This window comes from Stenotrophomonas sp. STEN029 (assembly GCF_056760015.1).
In genome coordinates, this window is record NZ_JBRREC010000008.1 from 50294 (window position 1) to 74926 (window position 24633).

The following is a 24633-nucleotide window of genomic DNA, read 5'->3' on the forward strand; positions in this document are numbered from 1 at the left end:
CGAGTCCCACCGGAGTTACCCGATGCCGCCGTCCTCTCGCCACCCGCTGCACCGGGGTGCCGCATGACCGTTCCGCGCGGACCCGGTGCAATGCATCGACTATTGCTGGCGCTGCGCGGCTCACCGCCGCTGTGGTGGTCGTTCCTGTACTTCTTCTGCCTGCTCAGCGGCTATTACGTGCTGCGCCCGGTGCGTGAGGCGATGGCGGCCTCGGCGGACATGGAGGCTTTGTTTCCGCCGGGGTTGATCGCCTGGTTCGCGGCCCATGGGATGCCGCTGAAGGACTTCACCCTGCAGTTCCTGTTCTCCTGCGTGTTCCTGATCATGCTGGTGCTGCAGCCGCTGTACGGCTGGCTGGTCAGCCGCTATCCGCGACGGGTGTTCCTGCCGCTGGTGTATGGCTTCTTCATCTTCACCCTGTTCGTGTTCTACGCGATGTTCAGCGCCAACATCCCCGGCCGGGGCATGGCGTTCTTCTTCTGGATCACCGTCTTCAACCTGTTCGCGGTGGCGGTGTTCTGGAGCTTCATGGCGGACGTGTTCTCCAACGTGCAGGCGCGTGCTTTCTACGGTTATATCGGCGCGGCGGGCACGGTGGGGGCGTTCCTGGGGCCGATCATCACCAGCTCGCTGGTGCAGCGGGTGGGCATCGCCAACCTGATGCTGGTCTCGGCCGGCTTCCTGTCGATCTGCCTGTTCTGCATCTGGAAGCTGCGGCCGTGGGCGGTGCAACGCGAACGCGAGCAGCAGCTGGCCGACGGCGAGCAGCCGATGGGCGGCAGCGTGTTCGATGGACTGAAGCTGATCGCACGGGAGCCACTGCTGCGCTGGCTGGCCCTGATGGTGATATTCGGGGTCGGCGTTGGGACCATGCTGTACAACGAGCAGGCCTCGATCGTGCGCCGCATGATCACCGATCCGGCGGCCAGTACCGCGTTCTACTCGCGCATCGACCTGGCGGTGAATGCATTGACCCTGATCATCCAGCTGGGCCTGACCCGCTGGTTGCTGTCACGTTATGGCGTGGCACCGGCGCTGTTGATTCCGGGTTTCGCGATCATCATCGGCTTCTCGATCGCGGCGGCGTCACCGTTGCCGGTGATGGTGGCGGTGATCCAGGTGCTGACCCGTGCCAGTGAATTCTCGCTAGGCAAACCGGCACGCGAGACCATCTATACGCGTGTTGACCGGCAATGGCGCTACAAGGCTGGTGCGGCCATCGACACCGTGGTTTATCGCGGCGCCGACCTGACCTTTGCCTGGGTGCACAAAGGTTTGTCCCTGTTTGGCTCAAAGGCGGTGTTCGTCGGTGGCGCTGCGGTGGCCGTGTTCATGACGCTGTCGGCGCTGGGCGTCTTGCGCGAAGAGAAGAAGCTGCCGCAGGATCGTTGAGTGATTCCCCCGCGGCGGGCTGCCGCCGTGTTACCAGGATGAGATGACGATGAGCGTATTGGGCGTGAGTGCGATGGCGGTGACACTGCTGGTGGCGGTGTTGCATGTGTACTTCCTGGTGCTGGAGATGTTCCTGTGGACCAAGCCGCAGGGCTTGAAGACCTTCCGCAACACGCCGGAGAAGGCGCAGGCCACGCGGGTGCTGGCGGCGAACCAGGGGCTGTACAACGGCTTCCTCGCTGCCGGCATCATCGCCGGGCTGCTGTTGGCGCAGCCGGTGCTGGTGACGTTCTCCCTGGTTTGCGTGGTGGTGGCCGGTGCCTACGGCGCGTACAGCGTCAGCCCGCGCATCTTCTACGTGCAGGCCGTACCGGCAATCGTGGCGCTGCTGCTACGCACGCTGTAGTGCCGAGCCATGCTCGGCAGGAGCGTTACCGATGGATCAACTGTAGTGCCGAGCCATGCTCGGCAGAGGCATTGCCGATAGATCACCTGTAGTGCCGAGCCATGCTCGGCAGAGGCATTACCGATAGATCACCTGTAGCGCCGAGCCATGCTCGGCAAGAGCGTTCCCTACAGATCACCTGTAGAGCCCCTGCCGAGCATGGCTCGGCACTACAGGGCATCGCTTTGGATCAGCGGCTGATGTAGCGCGCGAATCCCAGCCACAACGGTACCGCGTACAGCACCGCACCGAGCACGAACAATGCGGTAAGCAGGTGCACGCGCCAGTCATTGATGCGCAGGAAAATGAGTTGCTCAATGGTGCGGCCCAGCCAGAACAAGGTCATGAAAGCCAGCACCACATGCCCTAGTTGCGTATCCAGCAGTTCGCGGGTGAAGGCCAGCGACAGCGCGCCCATCCCCAGAAACATGTAGACAAGGCGCAGGTTGAGTATCTGCATGATCGCGCGGTTGGCAGCGCTGAGCCTTGCCAGCTCATGTTTCCAGCCGAACAAGCGCCAGAACGCGAGGTGGAACAGGGCGAAGCCCAGACAGTGCAGTCCGCCAAGGCGCAGCATCCATTCCGCGGTCTGCATGGGCTAGCCTCCGCTGCGGCTGGGACGTGGTGATACCCACATCGCGATGATGGCCTGGAAGACCTCGGTACCGGTGGCATCGGTGACGCTGACCTGCACCGGCAAGTCGTAGCCGTGGTCGGTGCTGATGATGGGCTGCTGCGGAGTTGCCACCGCCTTCAAGACTCCCAGCGCCTTGGCCTGGTAATTCACCTGCATGCCCTTGGGGATCCAGCGCATGTCACCGGGCAGGCTGGCATCCACCATCACGCCGCCGACCAGCTCGGCAAGATTGCACATCGCGATCGCATGCACCGTGCCGATGTGGTTGCTGATGCGGCGGCGCTGGCGGATCACGCCTTCGCAGCGGCCCGGCTCCAGCGCAGTGATGGTTGGCGAGATGCTGGCGAAATAGGGTGCCTTGAAGCAGACCGCGCGTGAGAACAGCCAGTTGCCGGCGGGCCAGCGGGTGAAACGACGGTACAGCGAGAGTAAGGGCGCAGTCATGGCGTGGTGTCCTGATATGAAAACGGCGGGCACAAGGCCCGCCGTCGGTATTGCATGTGGATTGGCTTACGCGGCCTGCTGCGGCTGCGGGCGCTGCTTGCCCGGCAGGTCGTAGTAGCCGGCCGAACGCAGTTCGTGCGGTTCGAAGTCGTCCACGGTGATGGTGTCCATGGTGATCTCGCGCAGTTCTTCCAGCAGCTTGCGCTCGTCCTGGGTGATCACGCCCTCGGCCACCGCTTCGTCCAGCTGGGTGGCGAAGGTCAGTGCTTCGATGCCCTTGGTCTTCAGCGCCTTGATGAACTTGCGTTCCACCGGCTCGGCCATGATCGCCTTGGACAGGTAGCTGTTGATGCGGCCACCCGGGTTGTTCTCGCACGGGGTCAGGAACACGCCCTGGGCCAGACGGTCACGCGCTTCACCCGGAGCCATCAAGGTGGCGGCAACGCGGCGGCTCAGGCGATCGCCCGGGGCTTCGGCACGACGGCCGAAGGGGAAGATCAGTGCCCACATCAGCCAACCGATCGGGCGGATCGGGAAGTTGCGCAGCGCAGCCGACAGCGATTCCTCGATCTTGTGCACGCTGTCATGGAAGGCCCAGGCCAGCAGCGGCTGGTCAGCGCTCGGTGCGCCTTCGTCGTGGTAACGCTTGAGCATGGCGCTGGTCATGTAGATGTGGCTGAGCACATCGCCCAGGCGACCGGACAGCGATTCCTTGAACTTGAGCTTGCCGCCGAGCGTCATCATCGAGATGTCGGCCATCAGCGCCAGATTGGCCGAATAGCGGTCCAGCTTGCGGAAGTAGCGGCGGGTGTAGGCGTCGCCCGGGGCGGCACCGAAGCGTGCACCGGTCAGGCCGAACCACAGCGAACGCACGGCGTTGGAGATGCCGAAGCGAACGTGGCCGAACAGCGCCTGGTCGAACTCACGCAGGCCAGCCTTGCGGTCTTCATCCTGCGCGGCCTTCATTTCCTTCAGCACCCACGGGTGGCAGAGGATGGCGCCCTGGCCGAAGATCAGCAGCGAGCGGGTCATGATGTTGGCACCTTCCACCGTGATGGCGATCGGTGCGGCCTGCCAGCTGCGGCCGGCAAAGTTGCGCGGCCCGAGGATGATGCCCTTGCCGCCGATCACATCCATCACGTCGGAAATGACTTCGCGGCTCATGTTGGTGCAGTGGTACTTGGCGATCGCCGACGGCACTGACGGCACGTCGCCACGGTCAACCGCAGCGGCGGTGGCCTGCGACAGCGCGCTGATCTTGTAGGCCTTGCCGCCGATGCGGGCCAGCGCTTCTTCCACGCCTTCGAAGCGGCCGACCGACAGGCCGAACTGCTTGCGGATGCGTGCATAGGCACCGGTCACCACCGCGCCGGCCTTGGCACCACCGGAAGCAGTGGAGGGCAGGGTGATGGAACGGCCGACGGCCAGGCACTCGTTGAGCATGTTCCAGCCCAGGCCGCGCTTCTCGGCGCCGCCGATCAGCTGGGTCAGCGGGATGAACACGTCCTTGCCGCGGATCGGGCCGTTCTGGAAGGTGGAGTTCAGCGGGAAGTGGCGACGGCCGATTTCCACGCCATCGGTGTCACGCGGCAGCAGTGCCAGGGTGATGCCGATGTCCTTGGTATCGCCGAGCAGACCGTCCGGGTCGTACATGCGGAAGGCCATGCCGATCAGGGTCGCGACCGGGGCCAGGGTGATGTAGCGCTTGTCGAAGGTGAGCTTCAGGCCCAGCACTTCCTCGCCCTTCCACATGCCCTTGCAGACGATGCCGAAGTCGGGAATCGAGGTGGCGTCGGAGCCTGCGAACGGGCCGGTCAGGCCGAAGCACGGCACTTCCTGGCCGATGGCAAGACGCGGCAGGTAGTAATCCTTCTGCTCCTGCGTGCCGTAATGGTTGAGCAGTTCACCCGGGCCCAGCGAGTTGGGCACGCCAACGGTGGAGCTGACCACGCTCGATACCGATGCCAGCTTCTGGATCACCTTGTGGTGGGCCAGCGCACTGAAGCCCAGGCCGCCGTATTCCTTCGGGATGATCATGCCGAAGAACTTGTTCTTCTTGATGAACTCCCACAGCTCCGGCGGCAGGTCGGCGTGCACGTGGGTGATCTCGAAGTCGTTGACCATCTTGCAGAGCTCTTCCACCGGGCCATCCATGAAGGCCTGTTCTTCGGCGGTGAGCTGCGGCTTGGGGTAGTTGAGCAGGATGTTCCAGTCCGGGTCGCCGGTGAACAGCTCGCCTTCAAAACCGACCGAGCCGGTTTCCAGGGCGATGCGTTCGGTCTTGGACAGCGGCGGCAGCACCTTGCGGAACACGCCCATGAACGGCGCGGTGATCAGCGGCTTGCGCAGGAACGGCAGCAGCACCGGCACGCAGATCAGCGCAACGATGGCGGCGGCGACGATGATCGCGGTCTGGTTGACGCCGGCAAACCAGCAGATGGCCAGGGCCACCACGCTGATGACCGTCCATACGACGAGTCGCATGCGGTGGTAGGCAACAAAGGCACCTGCAAGCAGCAGGGCCAGGAAAGGTACGACGATGCTCATGGACGTGCTCCGGTAACGTGCTCGGTTCGGGCGGACGCTGCGGAAGGCAGTGCGTCCAGATAGTTCAACACAGCGGCGGTAAACGCATTGTTGTCATCGCCGGCCACCATGTGGGTGGCGTGCGGCAGATGGACATGCTGTGCGTGTGGCACCAGCGCCATGAATTCTTCAACGGTCTGCGGTGAGACCAGGTCACTGCGGCCGCCGCTGACCAGCAGCAGCGGGCATTGCACCTGGCGTGCGGCGTCGGCAATCACGCCTTGATGTTGCTCGCTGTCGCGCGCCAGCTCATCGACCAGGCGCGGGTCCCAATGCCAGTTCCAGCGGCCGTCCTTGCCCGGTCGCAGCAACGCACGCAGCGCGTCTTCGCTCTTGCGTGGGCGGTGCGGCATATAGGCGGAGATGGTGTCGGCAGCGGCCTGCAACGAGGCGAAACCGTCCGGGTGCGCGCTCATGAAGGCAAGGATGCGCTCCACGCCGCTGGTTTCCCAGCGCGGGGTGATGTCCACCAGCACCATCGCCGAGAACAAGCCCGGCCAGCGCGCTTCGGCCATCAGGCCAAACAGGCCGCCCATGGAAGCGGCGACCAATACCGGCGGCTGCGGCAGTTCGCCGGCTACCACGATCAGGTCATCGGTGAACTGGTCGCCGTGGTAGGGCAGATCGCTGGCGTTCCAATCCGAATCGCCATGGCCGCGGGCGTCATAGCTGAGCGTGGCGTGGCCTTCGGCATTGAGCGCTTCGGCTGTTGCAGTCCATGCGCCGCGCGTCTGGCCAAAGCCATGTGCGAACAGGATGCAGGGCTGTTTTCCGCTGGTTCTGGACGCGCCAAGGCCAGCGCCATGCGCGCCTTCCAGACGGATGTCCTCAGGGGATACAGAGATGGGAGTTGGCGTAACCATACCTGATGGTATGGAATGGCCTGAATGACTGTCAATACCTATGGGTATGGAAATGCTGACTGGGGAGGATGAGCGCGTCGGACCTGATCATTTATTTGCCAGATTGTCCGTATTTTGTTGCCCACATACTGCAACCAGTCCCCGCCGTATGGTTAAATCTGCCCATGAACGATTCTTCAGATTCCAGCACCGAGTCCCGCAGCACGCGGAACAGCCGCCTGAGCGCGGATGACTGGGCGCAAGCGGCCTTGGACCTGATTGCTGAACAGGGTGTGGGCGCGGTCGCGGTCGAGCCGCTGGCGCGTCGCCTTGGCGTGACCAAGGGCAGCTTCTATTGGCATTTCCCCTCGCGCGACGCGCTGCTGCAAGCGGCCTTGGAGCGCTGGGAAGTCGTCGAGCAGCAGCAGGTTTTCGGCAGCCTGGAAGAGGTGCCTGATCCGCGCACCCGTCTGCGCGCGCTGTTCCAGCTGGTCGCCCATGAAGTCACTCCGCACGTGATCTACAGCGAGCTGCTGAAGGCCCTGGACAACCCGATGGTGCGTCCGGTCATTGACCGCGTCTCGCAGCGACGCATGGAGTACCTGATCGCCTCGTTCCGCCAGGCCGGTCTGAGTTCCACCGACGCGCGTCATCGTGCACGCCTGGCCTATGCGGCCTATGTCGGCTTCCTGCAGCTGTCGCTGCAGCTGCAGCAGCCCAAGCAGGCCCGCGAGGATTTCGAGGCCTATGTCGAGCACGTGATCGAGACCTTGATTCCGAACGGGTGAGTTGATCGAACGCAAGTGCCAGGTTAGAGCGCTTCCAGAATCAACCAACAGGTCGATCCGAGGGAATTACATCGAATGCGATGCTGATTCGTTTCCTGCTGCCGAAATAAGGCGTGGTGTGATGCAGGAAGAATGAAGGGAAAAGCAGCAGGTCGCCTGTCTGCGGTATCACCTCAAGCTGGTTTGCCGCAAAACTAAGCTCCAGTTCGTCAGGAGGGTGGCCGAAAACCAGCTGCCCTTCGGCTTCACTTCCGTCACCACTATCAAGATAGTACACGCCGCTCATCCATCCGGCAGGGTGTGTGTGTGGACGTTGATGGCCGCCGTCGCCGTGAATCACGGTTGCCCAAGCCTGTATGCGCCAGTGTGGCGAGCGCGCGGAGAACCACGGATGAGCTGACAGCAGGGGGCTGCGTGCCAAAGCTGCGATCGCAAACTCAATCTTCCGTCGAATCAGCCGTTCAAGAGGAAGTAATGCAGAGCGGGCGGAGAGATCAAGTAGCGTAGTCTGTTGCCCCCCGATAGTCGATTTTCCGATCGGCTCCCACCGCAGTTGCTGGTGCTGCAATACGCGCGTTACCAACAGTTCCCGTTGCTCGATGCTGTCATCGTTGCTTTTGACAACAAGCCCGTAGTCCATCAGCTTTCGAGCAAAAGCTGTGTCGCCGCCGGCGGACGCTGCAAGGTACAAGCCTGTGAGTGCCCATTGGTCCAAGGGGGAGCGTGATGCCACCTGCTGATAATGTTGGAAAGCTTCGTGAAAGCGCTGCTGGGCCAAGAGGGTCAATGCGTAGTCGGTTCTAGTCGCATCGTCGCTTGGGGAGCCTTCGAGCAGTTTTCCCAGCAGACGTAGTGCGCCCGCCGCATCACCCGAGCCGCGTAGTGCGTTGGCCAGGCTGCGAACTACCTCTGGGCGGGCTGGCGACATTTCATTGCAATGCGCCAGCAGGCGAGCAGCTTCCGCGTAGTTCTGCTTCTTGAGCTGGATAATGCCGCAGTTGCCCACTGCATCGAAATCTGTGGGGGCCAGCTCCACGATACGCTGGAAATCCTGCAGCGCCGCATCGAGGTGATCAAGCTGTGCGAGCAGAATTGCACGCTTCCTGAGTGCAGGAAGCTGGCAAGGCGCCAGGCGAATTGCGTGGTCAAGGCTGGATAACGCAGTCTCGGTGGCTCCCATTGCCAACTGCACCAATCCGTTCAGAAAGTATAGATCTGCGTTGTCGGGATTGCTTTGGATGGCTCGCGAAATGACACCAGCTGCTTGCTGGTGGTGACCGGCCCTGTAGAGGGTCCCTGCGTACTCCTCATATACGGGCAGGCCCTTGCGCAGGCATTGTTCATAGCTGGAAATGGCAAGCGGCAGATTTCCCTGTGCCCCGGATTCGCGCGCGTGCGCCAACATGCGATCGTCGTTCATGGCAACGCTTGTCCCAGTAGCACGTGGCAGACCTGCTCGATGTCGCGTGCCGATCTTTCAGGGGACAACAGGCTTTTTCGCTTGGTTGAGCCACGCATGGTGGCGCGTATCCGCTCCATCTCGGCTGGATTCGTGATGAAGGAGACGGCTTTCTCGACATAGCTGCCAGGCGAGGCGCATATCAGTTCATGCATTTCCAGGTAATGGTTGATGCTTGCACTCATGCGCGAAAGAGGCGTGGTCCCGGCCAGGCAGAGAATAGGCAGCTCTGCGGCGATTGCGTCGATTGCGGTGGCACCCGCGTTGTAATCGAATGCATCAAGCATGAGGTCGCAGCATTGCATGCGCTGCAGGTTGGATGCATGGTCGATGTTTTCCATGAAGACAACTCTTTGCACATCGCCGCCGGCCGCACCAAAGGACCTCAGTATTCCTTCGCGCGCGGGCTGAAGTGCGTAAATCGCCAGGTAAGCGCCTTCGCATTGATCAAGGATCTGTGCCCAAGCGGCAACGAGGGCGCCGCTGAGCTTGTACGTGTTGTTGAAGCTGGCCAGCAATGGAACACCATCGGGCAGTCCAAAGCGCGACCTGGGCGATGGCACGATGACCTGATGTGCGGGGGACGGCAGCAGGGGGGATGCCAGGCGTATTACTTCATCCGAGTAAGGCCAGATTTCATTGGAAGGCTGCACTATGTCGTCGAGGATGACGGCATCCAACCAATTGCTTTCGTGCGGGCTGATGAAGCCAAGCCAGCCGAGTTGGAGCCGGGCGGGCCGGAACGCCAAAATTGCTGGGCGCGCACCCAACGTGTAGCCGCCAAGGTCGATCAGCACGTCAACATCATCGGCCGCAATCGCCGCTGCAGCCTGCTCATCTGACAAGCCATCCAGGTCACGGAATGAATCGAAATCTGACGACAATGCTTCGGTATGGGGTTGCGGCAGGGACCTGAGCGTGTAGCCGGATACTTTGAATCTGGAGCGGTCGTGGGCCTTGAACAGATCCCTGGTCAAACGGCCTACAGCATGGCCCTCGAAATCGGCAGATAGATAGGCGATGTGGGTCCGGGAAGATGTAAGCGTTCTGCTGACTTTTTCGTTGTGCATCCGCCTGCGCGCAGGATAGCTGGCAGCGTAGTGAACAAGAACCCGGCGATACTCTTCTCCAGACAGGCCGCAGTGACTGAGTGAGAATGGCGATGGTCTGTCATCGGATGCCAGTGGCGCGCGCAGCAGAAGTTTGATTCGGACGAGTACTCTTTCGCACTCCTCGAAGTCGCATAGAGCGGACAGGAGATGCAGAAGCCGTGCTTGCACATCCAGTCGTGCTGGCGATATGCGGGCTGCAAGTTCGTAATGCTGGCGAGCCATGACGAGCTCTCCCATCAACTCGGCACATTGGGCTATGTTGAAGGCCTCCTGAGGCTTTTGGTGCAGCAGGACCTGGTATTCCGAAATGGCCTCCTTGAAGCGACCTTGTTGCTGGAGGCATTCTGCAAGGAAATGACGCGCCTCACCCAGTCCGGGGGCAAGCATCAAGCTATTTCTCAGGGATGCTTCGGCAGGAATTGCAGCGCCTGACGCAGTGAGCAGGCTCCCATGCAGCATCCATGCAATGGGATCGCTGGTATCGAAGTCTATGGCTTCTGTGGCGGTGGCCAAGGCATCCTGCACGAGCCCCGAGTCGCGTTCGCAGACTGCCCTCGGTACAAGCGAGGTGCCGTAGGCGGAGGTGCCTCTGGGAACTCTTCGAAAGTACTCGATCGCGTCCCCAAGTCGTCGGGTCTGCATCAGGAGCACACCCATATCCCTTAGCAGTCCAGAATCCCCTGGTGTGATCTGCAGCGCTGCCCGGTAGGCCGCTTCTGCTTCCCGTAGCATTCCAGTCTGGTGGAGATACCTGGCGCGTTGTTCAAGCACGGCAAGCCACCAGCTCCCAGCCCATCTTGCTCCCCTGCTGAAGGTGGGGTGCGATGGATACTCCAAGGCCTTCTTCCACAAGGAGCTGTTCCAGTGCATGCAGTTGCTGCGCCGTCTGTGCCGCGCGCTGCATCTCAAGCAGACGTTGCCTTTCACTGCGCATCTGGATATCGGTTGCGCGCAGCAACTTGACGCTGTCCGCTGGAGATGAGGAGAGGGTCGACATGGCGCGCCGCAGCAACGTGTATACAGTGTCGAGCATCGGTGCGTGATCGGCGGTGGCAACGCGACTCATGAGTTGGGCGGCTGCATCATTGAACACGAGTCGGTATTTGTCACGCAGATCGGCGTGGCCATCAGAAAGATTCAATGCATCCGCCAGCAGGAGCGCTTTTCGTACGATGTCCAATTCATCGAAAACAAAATGAAATGCCTCCAGTTGAAGCTCGGACATCTTCGATATCTCCGAGTCCGTGCTATGCAGAATCATTGCTATCCGTCCGTGTGCGGGATCCGTTATTCGTAGTACCTCGGCCAGGGCCAGTTCTCGATGCGCATACTCAAAAGCGAACTGCGACGTGACAAGCTGGGCGCTGCCATCGGCGAACGGCAGCCGACTCATCGAGCAATCCGGGTGAAAAATGATTCCCTTGTAATCATGGTTGGTTGCACCCGCGTCCGTGCCTGGATCTATGGATGCGCTATCGACGCCGTGGAGCTCGAACGAAGCATGGTGTTTTTTGGCCAATAGCAACACTGCACCGTTGCCTGTCCCCAAGTCCACGATGCGGTCGCCTGCGGTCAGGCTTTCAAACTGCATGTTCCAGAAGTCGGCGGTCTCTCCATCGTAATTGTCATTGATGGAAGACACGCTGCTGGAGTGAAGTACGCCAGTGCGCCAAAGGTTCGTCCAGTGTTGGGTTGAATCGTTCTGGTCAGTCATGCCGACGCCACCTTGTCCGCTGCTTGGATGTACGCGGTTGTGAATTCGGTGCCGGCATCACCAATTTTTTCCCTCAAGCCAAGTCCGTCCCTGTTCAGGGGGCGCCGGACCTGGGATTCACTGAAGGTTGCCGTACTCCGCGATTTCTTCCAATAGTCGAGCATCTGTGGTTCCCATTGGAAGCCAAACTTCTCCAGGAGCTTCCCCAGTGACGTTTGTGGTGTCTCAATCAGATCTTCCATGTCGAGCGAGACCACGCGATCCGGTGCTTTTGATCTCCAATATGCGATATGGGCGTCGGTAAGCGCGTGATAGCGAGCTATATCGGCTGCGCTCGTGGCATAGCCGCATCCGAAATCGAAGTCTCGCAGGTGGATGGATACAGCACAGTCCAAAGGGTTGCGGCGGATGTGAATTATTGCCGAGCGCGGGAGGCAGGAAAGGATCAGGCCGCAGTGCTCGATGTTTGCCGGGAGCTTATCCACGGTGGTGGCTTTTGAGCCGAGGATGTCTCCTGTCGCGGCACGATACCAGTGATTGACGAATTGGATGACGCGCGCTGCGACTGGTCCGCTGGTTCGAGCAAGTGGGCCGTTTGCGAGTGAAGGTATAAGGTTCTGCTCGCCAACGTTGCTCATCTTGCTATGCGCGCCGAGCATCGAGCCGAGGAGGGTTGTGCCGCTGCGTGGTAGTCCGACTATGAATAGAAGCTCAGGTGGTTCCCCTGGCTCGGACGCGCCCATCAGCTCCCGGGACTTGTCAGTTTGCAGGCGTGCAGCAAGCTCGCTTGCATGCCAATTCGGCAAACGCTCGCGTTTGAGGCGCTGTGCTGCGGTCGCGAAGCGGAAAGCTGTCGGTGGATCCCTTTGCAGGAAGTACGTGCTCAAAGAGAACAGCAGCTTTTCCCGTGCATAGTTTGAGGTCGGCTGGGTCAGTTGGGCTTCGATTTGTGCAGGTATCTGTGGTGAGCGTAACGTCGGATCCTCGAATTCGATGTACTTCTGCAGTGCATCCACATCCGCGGGATGTTGCGATATTCGTCTCTGGTAGAGCGCTCTGGCGGTGTCCTTTTTTCCCATGACCTGCGCGACCTGAGCGGCCAACAGGAGTCGATCTTCGGTGAGTTCGCCGTTCTCCATGAGCTGTTGAAGCACATCCCAAACGGGCGAGGGGCGGTTGCTTAGGAGCATCAATTGCATCCACAGCTGCTCTATCTCAAGTGAGTCCGGATGCAACTGGCGAAGATGATCAACTATTCGTAGGCGTGCGTAGGGATCAGCGTGGAAGCGAGGGTGGTCCAGTGCCTGACGGATGAGCTCCGAGGATTGATTCCTCAACAAGAGTTCCAGACTTTCATCAGGGTGGGCTTGCCAATCGCTGGACATATCTTGCTCTATCAGTGCTTCTTCTGAGGTTACGACGAAGCTATCGCCGACTACTTGGACTGTCAAAAAAAAGCGACCCGCATTGAGCGGGTCGCCTTGTTACATCAACCGAACATCACTTGATCAGAAGTTCTGCTCATAGCGCATGTACGGGGTACGGCCCCAGATGTTGTACAGCTCATTGTCATAGTACGGGAAGCCATACAGGGTGGCGTTGAACGGCGGCATCTTGTTGCCAAGGTTGCGGACGCCCAGAGTCACCTTTGCCTTCCACGGCAGCGCTACGCTGGCTTGGACGTCAAACGTGGTCCAGGAGGGCAGCGTCGTGGCCGGAGTACCATTGGAGCTGTCGGAAATGTAGTTGGTGATGAAGGCAGCGTTGAAGTCGCCCTTTTCCCAACCCAGCAGCAGCTGGCCACGGTCCTGCGGGAAGCCGGCGGTGCCTGCACGCTCCAGCCTGTCAGCGGCAATCGCGGTGAAGTCGTACTCCAGCTGGTGCGACCACGACAACTTGGTGGAGAAGTTGCCTGCAACAGAGGTCTCGAAGCGGTACGAGGCTTCAACGTCAATGCCGCGTACGGTCTGGACGGCACCATTGTCGACCGGCAGCAGGATCTGCTGCGGAACGCCCGGCAGGATGGCCCCGTTCGGAGCGATGATGTCGGCAGTACGATCGACGCCATAACCCGGCACGCCCTGGTCGCCATAGCGGAAGGCCAAGGCGCGCGGCACGGTCGAGATCACGTTCTTCAGCTCGACGTCGTAGTAGTCGACGGCGAAGGACAGCGAGTCCAGCGGGCTCCATACAAAGCCCAGACCCCAGTTCTTGGATTCTTCCGGCTTCAGGAAGCGGTTGGAAGACTGCAGCCACTGGTACTGGTCGCTGGAAGAGCAGGGGTTGACCGGGTACGGCTGATAAGTTGCATTGCCCGGGGTAGCCTGCACGGCCTGCAGTGCCTTACAGGCGAGTTCGTCACCACCTGGGTGACCTGCAGATGCCAGCGGCGGGCTGTTCAGGTTGGTGCTGGACGAATCGCCATACAGGTCGACCAGGGTCGGTGCACGGAAGCCCTTGCCCCAGGAACCACGGACCAGCAGCGAATCGATCGGGCGGAACTCGAACGAAGCGCGCGGCGAGAACTTGCTGCCGACGTCATTGTAGGAGTCGTAGCGACCGGCCAATGTGACGCTCAAGCTGTCGAGCAGCGGCAGCAGGGTTTCAAAGTACGCGGCGTAAGAAGCACGCGAACCGCCACTGCCAGCACCTGCGGAACCGAATACGTTACCGGCGGCACTTTGGGCGTCGTACACCATCGACAGACGGTCGTCGAGGTATTCGAAGCCGGTCACGAAGCCGGCCGGACGGCCGCCGATCTCGAACAGATCGAAGGAGATGTTACCGCCCACGTTGACCGTGCGCTGTTCCGACTCCACGTATACGGTGTGGCCCACCGACGGAGCAGCGGCAGCGACGCTGGGCGAAGTTGGGTCGAACGGGTTGTAGCTGCCGGCGTCGATGGCTGCCTGCAGTGCGCTGGACAGACCGTAGTTGTAGTTGACGCTGCTCTGAGTCACGCGGCCATGACCTGCCGACAGTTCCCAATCAGCGCCGCCAAACAGGCCGATGCTGCCCTGCAGGCCGAACGAGTAGTCGCGATACGCATCTTTACGGATCGAATCACGGGTGCCCAGCGGAGTGAAGCGGTAGTACAGGGTGCCGTCAACGCCGAACGGGTTGAAGGGATTGCTGGCAGCGATGGTCGGATAGGTATCCACCGGCGCAGAGGCGTAGACGCCCTTGCTCTTGGTGTCCGAGGTGATCGCGCGGAAGAAGAACGACGTGTCGTCGGTCAGCTGGTAATTGGCGTTGACCAACAGCGAGTCACGCGACAAGGACGATTCGTTGGCGGAGGTCGCGCCGTGATCAAAGCCGCAGCGTGTCGCATCGTAGCGGATGCTGTTCTCGAACGTATCGCAGTTGGCGACACCAACCAGGCCGGTGCTCGGGCTGAAGAAGTTTGCCGACGAGTTGAATGCGCTGGTGCCCCATGCGAGGCCAGCACCGGTGATCAGGTTCTTGATCTCACGGTTGTACATCATCTCGCGTTCCTGGTGGTCCAGGACGAAGGTGACGTTGCCGCGGTCAGAGCTGATGCCGCCGGAGATGCTGCCGGTGTTGCCGGTCGGGCCAACCTTGGGGGTTTCATAGCCGGCCGAGAAGGTCAGGCCTTCATAGTCCTTGCGCAGGATGATGTTCACCACGCCGCCGATGGCATCGGAACCGTACACCGCGCCGGCGCCTTCGCGCAGGATTTCGATGCGTTCAACCGCAGCGGTCGGGATCAGGTTGATGTTGGCGGCGCCACCGTCCAGTGCAGCCGACTTGGTCATGCGGCGACCGTCGATCAGCACCAGGGTGTACTCGGCACCGAGGCCGCGCAGGCTGATGGTTGCCTGGGAGCCGGTAGCGGAACCCGAAGATTCACGAGTCGAACCGAACGAGTTGTACACCGTGTTGCGCAGGAAATCGGCGACCGAAATTTCACCGGCGGTTTCGATGTCCTGACGGCTGATGACGGTGACCGGGCTCGGGCCCTCGACGTCAACGCGCTTGATGCGCGAACCGGTGACCTCGATGCGATCGAGGTTGGTGGCGCCTTCCTTCTGGGCTTCCTGCGCGAACGCAGTACCGGCCATGCCGGTGCTTGCGGCCAACGCGAGGACAACTGCGTCGCGCAGCTTGTTGGTCTTGCAATTCATTGGTTCTCTCTCTCTGCCAAGTGGACTTGGGTGTTGCATGGGTTGGCCCGGGAGGATTCGAAAGGCGAATCCAAAACCGTGGGCTGGGACCGATAGTACTTGCGACTGCAGATAAATTAAAGATTGGTTAATGATTCGAGAGAAAAGCATCAAACTTGGCAAAGTGTTGAATTTTCGAGCAAAAACGAAAAACGCCCCTGAGGGGCGTTGGGTCATGTACCAAAAAGAAATATTGGTTACAGGTCCTGTTCGTACCGCACGTACGGGATTGCGCCGTCGTCATTGCTCTCGTTGCGCGGCGAGAACGGGTTTTTGCCGCGGGTGATCACGTTTTCAGCGCCGACCGTGAGCTGGCCGCTCCATGGGGTGCGCCAGGTGATGCCCAAACCCAGGCCTTCCCATTTGCCGCTGTGACCAGGAGCGTCGACCACGCGGCCGATCACATTGGCGCTGAAGGCGCCGTAGCCGCCTCCGACGCTCAGGCTCTTGCTGTCCCACTGGTCGGCGACGGCCGGGGCGGCGTCGGTCAAGGGGACCAGGCGTGCCTTGGCGTAGGTGCCGCCGATGGAGACGAAGCCTTCGCGACCGATGTTCTTCTGGCCGAAGACGGTCAGGTCGTTCTGTTCGACTCTTGCCGCGCCGGCCTTGCCGCCGTTCGACAACCATGCCGGAAGCGTGTCGCGGCCCGTGCCGGCGGTAATGCCAACGCGGCCGCCGGGCCGGTTGAACGCAGTGGTGGCCGAGATATGACGCCCGTTGTTGTCGTCATCGTCGTCACCCAGGCTGGCGAGCATGCAATGGCTGGCAAGGCCACCAATGCTGCTGCCGCCGCTGCCGTTGCAGAGCAGACCGAGCGAGTCGCCGGAGGACAGGCCAAAGGCCGCATCCAGCGAGCTACGGCCGAAATTCCAGCGCGCGCCGACGTTCTGGGTGCCAGTGGGTTCCAGATAGAGCAGGGCTTCGACCTTGCCGCTACCGCGGTTCCAAACCGGCAGCACGGTGCTGTCCACGGCCCGCGGCTTGCTCTGTGCATGCACGCCCGTGACCACGCCAAGGGCGATCATCAGAGCAAGCGGTAGGCGCAGGAAGGCGTTCATGGACTCAGTAAGACCCCGTGTGCGCCAGGAAGTTCCCGGCGCGTGAGTTCTTGATCCTATGCGGTTTATGGTTTCTTAACAAGTCTTCGCCCTCCCCAGAACGTAACTCGTTGGACCGTTATTGCAGCCGCTCGGGAGCGGGCTGGTTGGCCGGTGTGGAACTGAACAATACGCCGAATTCTGCTAAAGGGAAGTGATATTCCTGACCGCAGAACTCGCAGCGTACCTCGACCTGCCCGGTGGGCTCGGCGGCGGCCCGGGCTTCCTCCTCGCCAAGCGACTGCAGCATGGCACTGACCCGTTCGCGGGAACAGGAGCAGCCAAAGCTCAGGGCCTTGTCGCCGACCAGTTGCGGGTTCTCTTCATGGAACAGGCGGTGCAGCAGTTCGCTGCCCTGCAGGGCCAGCAGCTCGTCACGGCCGAGGGTGTCAAACAAGGCGCCTGCGCGGACCCAGCCATCCTCGTCACCCTGGTCACCCGGCAGTTTCTGCAACAGCAGGCCGGCGGCGTGTTCGCCGTCGCTGGCAAGCAACAGGCGCGTCGGCAACTGTTCGGAGTGGCGGAAGTAATCCTCGAATGCCTCGTCCAGGCTGTCGCCGGTCAGTGCGACCAGGCTCTGGTAGCGCTGCGGTTCGCGCGGGTCCAGGCCGGGGTTCTCGATGGTGATGGCGAGCAGGGCGTCCTCGCCAAGGGCGCGCAGGCTGGACGGGGCGTCTTCGCCGTCGTTCAGCTGGGCGATGCCACGCAGGGTGCCGGCCGAGGTGCATTCGCTGAACAGCGCGCGCAGTGCGGTGCCGCTGCGAAGCTGAATGGACAGCCGTCCATCCACCTTGGTGTGCCCGGTGAACAGCGCAGAGGCCACGCTGGCCTCACCGAGCAGGCGCGTGGCGGCGGCCGGGTAGTCGCCATGGGACAGGATTTCACGCCAGCTCTGGCCCAGCCGGACATGGACGCCGCGCACACCGGCGGCGGGCAGGAGGAAGCGGACAAGTAGGTCGGAAGTGTCGGTCATGGGGCTGGATCTACGCGAGGTGGGGCCGGTGCCGGATAATGCGCCGGACAAAAGGTCTTGCAAGGTGGATATCAATGGGGGCGGAGCAGGCCGAGCTCAAGGTGGAGCAGGAATCAGGGACAAAGGCAGGGCGCCGGAAGCGCTGGTTGCGGCGCTTGTTGTGGGCGCCGGTGGTGTTTGCAGCGTTCAGCGTAGTGCAGGTGGTGGTACTGCGCTTCGTCGATCCGCCGTTTTCCACGGTGATGGTGTTCCGGCAGATGGAGGCACTGGGGCAGGGGGACTGGAAGTTCCGCATCCGCTACCAATGGCGTGACCTGGACCAGATGGCACGCAGCGTGCCTATTTCCCTGGTGGCGGCCGAGGACCAGCGTTTCCCGGAACACAACGGCTTCGATCTGCAGGCCATTGAAAAGGCGCGCAAGCACAATGAGCGCGGTGGACGCCTGCGCGGCGCCAGTACGATCAGTCAGCAGACGGCAAAGAACGTGTTCCTGTGGCAGGGGCGCAGTTGGCTGCGCAAAGGCCTGGAGGTCTGGTACACGGTGCTGATCGAAGCGCTATGGCCGAAGCAGCGGATCATCGAGATGTACGCCAACGTGGCCGAGTTCGGTGACGGCATCTATGGGGTGCAGGCGGCATCGCGCGCTTATTGGGGCAAGGATGCCGCGCGCCTGAGTCCGGCGGAAAGCGCGAGGTTGGCGGCGGTGTTGCCGTCGCCGCGGCGTTACAACGCGGCCAAGCCTGGGCCGTATGTGCAGCGCCGGGCAGCCTGGATCCAGCGGCAGGCGCGTCAGCTGGGCGGGGCAGACTATGTTGACGACGGCAATTGACCGCATGGCTGTTGTTAGACTTTGCCGATGAATACGCCAGAACGCCTGACGCTGCTGATCACTGCTTTCAACGAGCAGGAAGCGTTGCCGCAGCTGCACCCGCGCTTGTGCGCGCAGCTGCAGGCGCTGGATGGCAATGTCGATGGTCGCATTCTGTATGTCGATGACGGCAGCAGTGATGCGACCTGGGCAGTGATGCAACAACTGGCGGCGCAGGAGCCGCGGGTCTCGGCGCTGCGCTTGTCGCGTAATTTCGGCAAGGAAATCGCCTTGACCGCAGGGCTGGACTTTGTGGACGAAGGTGCGGTGATCCTGCTTGATGCCGATGGCCAGGATCCGCCAGAAATGATTCCGCAGTTCGTCGCGCTGTGGCAGCAGGGGTATGACGATGTCTACGGCACGCGCCTGGAGCGTGGCGGTGACGGCTGGCTGAAGCGGCTTACCGCAGCAGCTTTCTATCGGGTGATGGGACGTTTGTCGAAAACGCCGATTCCGGCTGATACCGGTGATTTCCGACTGCTTTCTGCGCGCGCGCTGGCCGGCTTGCGGCAGCTGCGCGAGCGCCACCGTTTCATGAAAGGCCTGTTTGGCTGGATTGGCTATAACCGTGTCGCGCTGCCATATCGGCGCGAGCCGCGTCTGGCTGGCAACAGCAAGTTCGGCTTCTGGAAGTTGTGGAACTTCGCGCTGGAAGGCATCACCAGCTTCTCCACCGCTCCGTTGCGGGTCGCGACCTATCTGGGATTGTTGACCGCCGCAGGGGCATTTGGTTTTGCGATATGGGTGATCGGCAAGGCTGCCCTGTATGGCGACCGGGTTGCTGGCTGGCCGACGATGATGGCAGCGATCCTGTTCCTGGGCGGGGTGCAGTTGATCGCCCTTGGCTTGATCGGCGAATACCTTGGGCGCCTGTACATGGAGGCCAAGCAGCGGCCCTTGTACCTGGTCGACACATGGCAGCCGGCGAACGTGGCAGTATCTGCCCCATCCGCCAGCGCAGGAGAACGCCATGCAGACCGTTCGACAGTTGTTAGGGGCCAAGTCCCCTGAGATCCACGCCGTGCCGCCGGATGTGGCGGTGGTGCAGGCGATCCGCCTGATGGCCGAGAAAGGCATCGGCGCGGTACTGGTGATGGAAGGCCGCACGCTGGTCGGCATCCTTTCCGAGCGTGACTACGCCCGCAAGATCGTGCTGATGGACCGGTCTTCATCCACCACACCGGTGCGCGAGATCATGACCGCCGAGCTGGTCACGGTGGCACCGTCGGTGACGGTCGAACAGTGCCTGGAACTGGTGACCAATCGACGCATCCGCCATCTGCCGGTGGTGGACGGTGATGAAGTGGTAGGCGTGATCTCGATCGGCGACCTGGTCAAGTCGGTGATCGAGGCGCAGCGTCTTGAGCTTGGCCAGCTGCAGCAATACATCACCGGCACCTGAACCTGTCGGCGCTACCTGGCGTAGCGCCCGCCACATTCCGCGTCCTTGCCCGGCCCGGTCTCAATCGTGGCCAGCAGGGCTGCGGGTGGGGCAATGCTGGCCAGGGTCAGGGCGATCGCGCCACGCAGGCCCAATGCCTTGAAGTCCGGGCGGAAGGACGGATCCTTGAAGCTGCCGCCGATGCGGAGCGGCGAGCGCAGGGCGAGGATGCTCACGTCCTTGGGTCGCGGACGCAGCAATAGATCCAATTGCTCCTGCTTGAGGTTGATCGTGCCTTCGCCGACAACCAGTGTGTCGGTGGTGTCGAAGGCCAGCGCGCGCGACTGCATCAGGCCATTGCGCACGCCGAAGTCGCCGAAGGCGCAACGCAATGGAATCTGCTTGTCACCGGTGAAGAGGAACTTCAGCGACTCGGCTACATCCAGCCCGGCCAGCTCCATCAGCAGGTTGCCGATGTGCCCGCGACCCATGCCCACAGCCACATCGCCATTGCTGCTGCCGAGCATCGCGGCGATGGAGTTGCCGTTGCCGCTCAGGCGGATGTTTCCGCTGATGCCGCCTGAGGCCTGCTCCGCCAACTTGGCATCCGGGAACAACTGGCCGAGCTGGACCCCGCGCAGGCTGGCATTCAGCGTGGTGCTGATCTGCGGACGCCGCGCATCCATGCGGATGGTGCTGCGGATATCGCCGCCGGCCACGCCGAAGTTGAGCGGTTCCAGTCGTAGCAGGCCGTTGTCCAGCAACAGGTGCGCGTCCATGTCGTCCAGTGGCAGTTTGGGCGCGCTGATGTGCTGTGCCTTCCAGCGAACGTCCGCGTCCATCGCGCGCAGTTTGCTCAAGTCATAGGGTTTGTCGGGCAGCAGCGTTGGTTTCGCGGCAAGTCGTGCAGCCTCGGCCTTCTGTTCGGCGTTTGCCGATTCATCGCCGCCGGTTTTCGGTGGTGCACCGATGAAGCCTGCAAGATCGTCGAAGTCCAGCTGTTTGGACAGCAGGTTGGCAGTCAGTCGCGGGCGCTCGCCGGCCACATCGATTTCCACATCGCCAGCCAGGTCGCTGTCACCAACGCGCCCACTGAATTTCTCGTAGCGCCAGCGCTGGTACTCGCGCTTCAGTCGTCCGTCCAGCCGGTACGGCGGCGACGAAGGAATGGCGATGCCGATCAGCGAGTAGAGATCTTCCAGATCCTGCCCGCTGAGCTGGAACTGCAGGTCGAACACCTGGAACTGGAAGGGGTTGGTCAGCGTGCCGCTGGCGATGGCGTGGGTCGCGCCAGCACGGGCATCGAGGTGGATGCGGAACGGGTGCTCGCTGTTGCTGAGTTCCAATGGCGATTCCGTGCCACCTTTCAGGGTGAACGCAGCACCTTGCCAGTGGCCCTTGCCTTCGATCAGCACGGGAGGTGCGGCATCGACCTGTTTCGGGGTGCCGCTGTGGACCGTCACATCAACCTTGGTGCGCCCGGGTTCGTCGAGGAAGTGCAGCTTGCCGTCGGTGATGTGCAGGCGTTTGAGTTGCGGTGGTTCGCCACCGCCATCGCCGAGGAAGTCCCAGTTGCCGGGCTCGCCCTTGCTTGGTGCGGTCTGCAGCAGCACCTCGGGGTGGCTCAGGCGTATCTCCGGAATCTGCACGCTGCCACGCAGTAGTGGCCAGATGCGGATGTCCAATTCAACACGATCAGCGCTGGCCATCTGAGGTTGTTTTGCCCAGCTGGCATTGGCAAAACGGATGTCGTCGCCACGAACGGTAGTGGTGCGGCCCAGGTCCACATCCAGGTTGCCGATCTGCAGGGCGCGGCCGGTGCGGGCCTGTACGGCACGTTCGAGCGGGCCTTTGAACCAGTTCCAGTCCCACAGCAGGATCAGTGCGAGGATTGCGATCAGCACCGCAGCAACGGCAATGAGCCAGCGTTGGCCGCGCTTGCCGGGGCGTTGCAGTCGCCAGCGCGACGCTGCTGGCGTGGCCGGGGGCGGAGAAGTAGTCACGTCGCCATCGTGGCGTGCTCTGTGTTCACGCAGCGCGAATCGGGCATTGGCGCGATGTGAACATGGTGTTGCCAGGGTGTTGCCGGGAATTCCGGCGGGTACGGCGGATCTGTTGCGTTTACAGGATCTGCGCGGTCACCGAGACGAAGTGGCAGACGCTGCCGGCAATGACGAACAGGTGCCAGATCGCATGCGAGTAAGGCAGTTGCTCGCGGTGATAGAACACGGTGCCCAGGGTGTAGAACACGCCGCCGCCGAACAGCCAACTCAGGGTCCAGCCATCAAGCGAGGCCCACATGGGCTTGATTGCGACGATGACCAGCCAGCCCATCGCGATATAGATGGCGGTGGAAAGCTTCTTGAAGCGGCCGGTATAGAACAGTTTGAAGATGACGCCGAACACGGCCAGCGCCCAGATCGCGGAGAACAGTCCCCAACCCCAGGGACCGCGCAGGCCGATCAGGGTGAAGGGCGTATAGGTGCCGGCGATCAGTACGTAGATCGCGCAGTGATCGAAGATCTTCAGCCGGCCCTTGGCCACCGGGTGCTGGATGGCGTGGTACAGGGTGGAGGCGGTGTACAGCAGCAACAGTGCGACGCCAAAGACAATCGCGCTGGCCAGCTGCCAGCCATCGCCATAGATCGCGGCGAGGGTAATGAGTACAGCGCCGCCAGCCAATGCGCTGACCGCGCCCAGACCGTGGGTGAGGGCGCTGGCGACTTCTTCGCGGATCGATGCAACGGATGCAGTCATGGGTAATGGGGGCGCGGGCTGGGGGGAGGCCCGGTGCCCGCTATCATCACCCCGAACGGCGGCGTGTGCACGCCGCCATCAGACTTAGGCAACCGAAACCGTGTGCGCGGCCTCACGCGTGGCGGAGAAGCGCACGTCCGGCGCGCGTTCCTGGGCCAGCTGCAGGTTGACCCGCGTCGGTGCCAGGTAGACCAGATGGCCGGCGGCATCGATGCTGAGGTTGCTGGCGTTCTTCTCGCGGAACTCTTCCAGCTTCTTCGCATTGCTGCAGCTGATCCAGCGTGCGGTATTGACCGAGACCGGCTCGAACACCGCCTCCACGCCGTATTCGTCCTTCAGGCGATAGGCGGCCACGTCGAACTGCAGCACGCCGACCGCGCCGAGGATGAGGTCGTTGCTCATCAGTGGGCGGAAGAACTGGGTAGCACCTTCTTCCGACAGCTGCGCCAGGCCCTTCTGCAACTGCTTGAGCTTGAGCGGATCCTTCAAGCGGGCGCGGCGGAACAGTTCCGGGGCGAAGTTGGGAATGCCGGTGAAGGTGACGGCTTCGCCTTCGGTGAAGGTGTCACCGATGGAGATGGTGCCGTGGTTGTGGATGCCGATCACATCGCCCGGCCATGCCTCGGCGGCGATCTCGCGGTCGCTGGCCATGAAGGTCAGCGCGTTGGCCAGCTTCATCTCCTTGCCGGTGCGCACGTGGAAGGTCTTCATGCCAGCGGTGAACTTGCCCGAGCACACGCGCATGAAGGCGACACGGTCACGGTGCTGCGGGTCCATGTTGGCCTGGATCTTGAACACGAAGCCGGTCAGCTTGTCTTCCTGCGGGGCGATGTCGCGGCCGGTGGTGGCGCGGGTCTGCGGTGCCGGTGCGTGCTCGACGAAGAAGTCCAGCAGCGGCTGCACGCCGAAGTTGTTGACGCCCGAGCCGAAGAACACCGGCGTCTGCTTGCCGGCCAGGTAGGCCTCGACGTCGAACGGATGGCTGGCGCCCTGCACCAGTTCCAGTTCGTCGCGCAGGTCGGCCAGCATCTTCTCGCCGATCTTTTCGGCCAGGCCGGGGGAGTCCAACGACGGGAAGATGGTCGAGTCCTGGCGGGTGAAGTTGCGGCCCTGTTCGTACAGGTGCACTTCGCCGGTCAGCAGGTGCACCACGCCCTTCAGGCGCTGGCCCATGCCGATCGGCCAGGTCACCGGCGCGCACTGGATGCCGAGCACGGTTTCCACTTCATCCAGCAGCTCGATCGGGTCCTTGCCCTCGCGGTCGAGCTTGTTGATGAAGGTCATGATCGGGGTGTCGCGCAGGCGGCAGACTTCCATCAGCTTGATGGTGCGTTCTTCCACGCCCTTGGCCACGTCGATCACCATCAGCGCCGAGTCCACCGCGGTGAGCACGCGGTAGGTGTCCTCGCCGAAGTCGGCGTGGCCGGGGGTGTCGAGCAGGTTGACGATCTTGCCTTCGTAGGGGAACTGCATCACCGACGAGGTGACCGAGATACCGCGTTCCTTTTCCAGCGCCATCCAGTCCGAGGTGGCGTGGCGGGCGGCCTTGCGGCCCTTGACCGAGCCGGCCATCTGGATCGCGCCCCCGAACAGCAACAGCTTTTCGGTCAGCGTGGTCTTGCCGGCGTCAGGGTGGGAAATGATGGCGAAGGTGCGGCGGCGCGCGGCTTCGGTGGCGACTTCGGACATGGCAGGGGCGCCCGCCCGGGCGCATCAGAAACGAATGAACCGGCGATTATACCTGCCGCCGGCCCACCCATGCTGACCAGCACCGGTAGTGGGGGGGGGGGGGGGGGGGGGGGGGGGGGGGGGGGGGGGGGGGGCGGGGGCGGGGGGGGGGGGGGGGGGGGGGGGGGGGGGGGGGGGGGGGGGGGGGGGGGGGGGGGGGGGGGGGGGGGGGGGGGGGGGGGGGGGGGGGAGGGGGGCCGGGCGGGGGGGGGGGGGGGGGGGGGG

Annotated in this window: 20 protein-coding genes; 6 read left to right on the top strand and 14 right to left on the bottom strand. The window is 62.4% G+C overall.

Going from position 1 to position 24633, the window contains the following annotated elements; translation table 11 throughout:
- Positions 1 to 63: 63 nt before the first annotated feature.
- On the top strand, positions 64 to 1392 hold the full coding sequence (locus tag ACVOLI_RS03280) for an NTP/NDP exchange transporter (RefSeq protein ID WP_481533508.1): 1329 nt from the start codon (positions 64 to 66) through the stop codon (positions 1390 to 1392).
- 49 nt (positions 1393 to 1441) lie between these two features.
- Positions 1442 to 1798, top strand: coding sequence for a DUF1304 domain-containing protein (locus tag ACVOLI_RS03285; protein WP_481533509.1), 357 nt, complete (start codon positions 1442 to 1444; stop codon positions 1796 to 1798).
- Between the two features lie 229 nt (positions 1799 to 2027).
- On the opposite strand, the gene ACVOLI_RS03290 is transcribed toward ACVOLI_RS03285, so the two are convergent.
- The 4 genes from ACVOLI_RS03290 to ACVOLI_RS03305 all read right to left on the bottom strand — a co-directional run bounded on the left by ACVOLI_RS03290 (position 2028) and on the right by ACVOLI_RS03305 (position 6367).
- The gene (locus ACVOLI_RS03290) at positions 2028 to 2432 is read right to left on the bottom strand and encodes a hypothetical protein (protein WP_481533510.1); all 405 of its coding nucleotides are present in this window, start codon (positions 2430 to 2432) and stop codon (positions 2028 to 2030) included.
- Between the two features lie 3 nt (positions 2433 to 2435).
- Entirely contained in the window at positions 2436 to 2918 is a 483-nt protein-coding gene (locus ACVOLI_RS03295; RefSeq protein ID WP_481533511.1) for a hotdog fold domain-containing protein, read from the bottom strand.
- 66 nt (positions 2919 to 2984) lie between these two features.
- A complete protein-coding gene (locus ACVOLI_RS03300) occupies positions 2985 to 5465 on the bottom strand; it encodes an acyl-CoA dehydrogenase (protein ID WP_481533512.1) in 2481 nt (826 codons plus the stop codon).
- The gene (locus ACVOLI_RS03305) at positions 5462 to 6367 is read right to left on the bottom strand and encodes an alpha/beta fold hydrolase (RefSeq protein ID WP_481533513.1); all 906 of its coding nucleotides are present in this window, start codon (positions 6365 to 6367) and stop codon (positions 5462 to 5464) included. The genes ACVOLI_RS03300 and ACVOLI_RS03305 overlap by 4 nt, the downstream gene beginning before the upstream one ends.
- 164 nt (positions 6368 to 6531) lie before the next feature.
- Here ACVOLI_RS03305 and ACVOLI_RS03310 point away from each other — a divergent pair, with 164 nt between their 5' ends.
- Complete coding sequence (locus tag ACVOLI_RS03310) at positions 6532 to 7134, top strand: TetR/AcrR family transcriptional regulator (RefSeq protein ID WP_282265782.1); 603 nt, start codon at positions 6532 to 6534, stop codon at positions 7132 to 7134.
- Between the two features lie 40 nt (positions 7135 to 7174).
- On the opposite strand, the gene ACVOLI_RS03315 is transcribed toward ACVOLI_RS03310, so the two are convergent.
- The 7 genes from ACVOLI_RS03315 to hslO all read right to left on the bottom strand — a co-directional run bounded on the left by ACVOLI_RS03315 (position 7175) and on the right by hslO (position 17673).
- Positions 7175 to 8554 carry a putative 2OG-Fe(II) oxygenase gene (locus tag ACVOLI_RS03315; protein ID WP_481533514.1) on the bottom strand — a complete coding sequence of 460 codons (1380 nt, stop codon included), beginning with the start codon at positions 8552 to 8554 and terminating at the stop codon, positions 7175 to 7177.
- The gene (locus ACVOLI_RS03320; protein WP_481533515.1) at positions 8551 to 10476 is read right to left on the bottom strand and encodes an O-linked N-acetylglucosamine transferase, SPINDLY family protein; all 1926 of its coding nucleotides are present in this window, start codon (positions 10474 to 10476) and stop codon (positions 8551 to 8553) included. The genes ACVOLI_RS03315 and ACVOLI_RS03320 overlap by 4 nt, the downstream gene beginning before the upstream one ends.
- Positions 10469 to 11419, bottom strand: a complete 951-nt coding sequence (locus ACVOLI_RS03325) for a class I SAM-dependent methyltransferase (RefSeq protein WP_481533516.1) — start codon at positions 11417 to 11419, stop codon at positions 10469 to 10471. Before ACVOLI_RS03325 ends, ACVOLI_RS03320 begins: the two co-directional genes overlap by 8 nt.
- The gene (locus ACVOLI_RS03330; RefSeq protein WP_481533517.1) at positions 11416 to 12804 is read right to left on the bottom strand and encodes a sulfotransferase family protein; all 1389 of its coding nucleotides are present in this window, start codon (positions 12802 to 12804) and stop codon (positions 11416 to 11418) included. Before ACVOLI_RS03330 ends, ACVOLI_RS03325 begins: the two co-directional genes overlap by 4 nt.
- A 123-nt stretch (positions 12805 to 12927) precedes the next feature.
- Positions 12928 to 15564: a TonB-dependent receptor plug domain-containing protein gene (locus tag ACVOLI_RS03335; RefSeq protein ID WP_481533518.1), complete on the bottom strand. Its 2637-nt coding sequence runs from the start codon at positions 15562 to 15564 to the stop codon at positions 12928 to 12930.
- A 236-nt stretch (positions 15565 to 15800) separates the two neighbouring features.
- On the bottom strand, positions 15801 to 16628 hold the full coding sequence (locus ACVOLI_RS03340) for an XOO1806 family protein (protein ID WP_481533525.1): 828 nt from the start codon (positions 16626 to 16628) through the stop codon (positions 15801 to 15803).
- Between the two features lie 151 nt (positions 16629 to 16779).
- Positions 16780 to 17673, bottom strand: coding sequence for an Hsp33 family molecular chaperone HslO (gene hslO / locus ACVOLI_RS03345; protein ID WP_481533519.1), 894 nt, complete (start codon positions 17671 to 17673; stop codon positions 16780 to 16782).
- A 74-nt stretch (positions 17674 to 17747) separates the two neighbouring features.
- Here hslO and mtgA point away from each other — a divergent pair, with 74 nt between their 5' ends.
- Genes mtgA through ACVOLI_RS03360 form a run of 3 tightly spaced genes read left to right on the top strand, consistent with a single transcriptional unit; the run spans position 17748 to position 19944 of the window.
- A complete protein-coding gene (gene mtgA / locus ACVOLI_RS03350) occupies positions 17748 to 18503 on the top strand; it encodes a monofunctional biosynthetic peptidoglycan transglycosylase (protein ID WP_481533520.1) in 756 nt (251 codons plus the stop codon).
- 27 nt (positions 18504 to 18530) lie between these two features.
- Entirely contained in the window at positions 18531 to 19553 is a 1023-nt protein-coding gene (locus ACVOLI_RS03355) for a glycosyltransferase family 2 protein (RefSeq protein WP_481533521.1), read from the top strand.
- Positions 19513 to 19944 carry a CBS domain-containing protein gene (locus ACVOLI_RS03360; protein ID WP_481533522.1) on the top strand — a complete coding sequence of 144 codons (432 nt, stop codon included), beginning with the start codon at positions 19513 to 19515 and terminating at the stop codon, positions 19942 to 19944. Before ACVOLI_RS03355 ends, ACVOLI_RS03360 begins: the two co-directional genes overlap by 41 nt.
- A gap of 11 nt (positions 19945 to 19955) precedes the next feature.
- Here ACVOLI_RS03360 and ACVOLI_RS03365 read toward each other — a convergent pair whose 3' ends face one another.
- The 3 genes from ACVOLI_RS03365 to ACVOLI_RS03375 all read right to left on the bottom strand — a co-directional run bounded on the left by ACVOLI_RS03365 (position 19956) and on the right by ACVOLI_RS03375 (position 24369).
- A complete protein-coding gene (locus ACVOLI_RS03365; protein WP_481533523.1) occupies positions 19956 to 21926 on the bottom strand; it encodes an AsmA family protein in 1971 nt (656 codons plus the stop codon).
- A 118-nt stretch (positions 21927 to 22044) separates the two neighbouring features.
- On the bottom strand, positions 22045 to 22680 hold the full coding sequence (trhA, locus tag ACVOLI_RS03370; protein ID WP_481533524.1) for a PAQR family membrane homeostasis protein TrhA: 636 nt from the start codon (positions 22678 to 22680) through the stop codon (positions 22045 to 22047).
- 84 nt (positions 22681 to 22764) lie between these two features.
- Positions 22765 to 24369, bottom strand: a complete 1605-nt coding sequence (locus ACVOLI_RS03375) for a peptide chain release factor 3 (protein WP_282265802.1) — start codon at positions 24367 to 24369, stop codon at positions 22765 to 22767.
- Positions 24370 to 24633 lie beyond the last annotated feature (264 nt).

Excerpts from the sequence above, each read along its gene's own strand:
- ACVOLI_RS03280 (WP_481533508.1), top strand. The coding sequence starts at position 64 with ATGACCGTTCCGCGCGGACCCGGTGCAATGCATCGACTATTGCTGGCG.
- ACVOLI_RS03285 (WP_481533509.1), top strand. The coding sequence starts at position 1,442 with ATGAGCGTATTGGGCGTGAGTGCGATGGCGGTGACACTGCTGGTGGCG.
- ACVOLI_RS03290 (WP_481533510.1), bottom strand. The coding sequence starts at position 2,432 with ATGCAGACCGCGGAATGGATGCTGCGCCTTGGCGGACTGCACTGTCTG.
- ACVOLI_RS03295 (WP_481533511.1), bottom strand. The coding sequence starts at position 2,918 with ATGACTGCGCCCTTACTCTCGCTGTACCGTCGTTTCACCCGCTGGCCC.
- ACVOLI_RS03300 (WP_481533512.1), bottom strand. The coding sequence starts at position 5,465 with ATGAGCATCGTCGTACCTTTCCTGGCCCTGCTGCTTGCAGGTGCCTTT.
- ACVOLI_RS03305 (WP_481533513.1), bottom strand. The coding sequence starts at position 6,367 with ATGGTTACGCCAACTCCCATCTCTGTATCCCCTGAGGACATCCGTCTG.
- ACVOLI_RS03310 (WP_282265782.1), top strand. The coding sequence starts at position 6,532 with ATGAACGATTCTTCAGATTCCAGCACCGAGTCCCGCAGCACGCGGAAC.
- ACVOLI_RS03315 (WP_481533514.1), bottom strand. The coding sequence starts at position 8,554 with ATGAACGACGATCGCATGTTGGCGCACGCGCGCGAATCCGGGGCACAG.
- ACVOLI_RS03325 (WP_481533516.1), bottom strand. The coding sequence starts at position 11,419 with ATGACTGACCAGAACGATTCAACCCAACACTGGACGAACCTTTGGCGC.
- ACVOLI_RS03330 (WP_481533517.1), bottom strand. The coding sequence starts at position 12,804 with ATGTCCAGCGATTGGCAAGCCCACCCTGATGAAAGTCTGGAACTCTTG.
- ACVOLI_RS03335 (WP_481533518.1), bottom strand. The coding sequence starts at position 15,564 with ATGAATTGCAAGACCAACAAGCTGCGCGACGCAGTTGTCCTCGCGTTG.
- ACVOLI_RS03340 (WP_481533525.1), bottom strand. The coding sequence starts at position 16,628 with ATGATCGCCCTTGGCGTGGTCACGGGCGTGCATGCACAGAGCAAGCCG.
- hslO (WP_481533519.1), bottom strand. The coding sequence starts at position 17,673 with ATGACCGACACTTCCGACCTACTTGTCCGCTTCCTCCTGCCCGCCGCC.
- mtgA (WP_481533520.1), top strand. The coding sequence starts at position 17,748 with ATGGGGGCGGAGCAGGCCGAGCTCAAGGTGGAGCAGGAATCAGGGACA.
- ACVOLI_RS03355 (WP_481533521.1), top strand. The coding sequence starts at position 18,531 with ATGAATACGCCAGAACGCCTGACGCTGCTGATCACTGCTTTCAACGAG.
- ACVOLI_RS03360 (WP_481533522.1), top strand. The coding sequence starts at position 19,513 with ATGCAGACCGTTCGACAGTTGTTAGGGGCCAAGTCCCCTGAGATCCAC.
- trhA (WP_481533524.1), bottom strand. The coding sequence starts at position 22,680 with ATGACTGCATCCGTTGCATCGATCCGCGAAGAAGTCGCCAGCGCCCTC.
- ACVOLI_RS03375 (WP_282265802.1), bottom strand. The coding sequence starts at position 24,369 with ATGTCCGAAGTCGCCACCGAAGCCGCGCGCCGCCGCACCTTCGCCATC.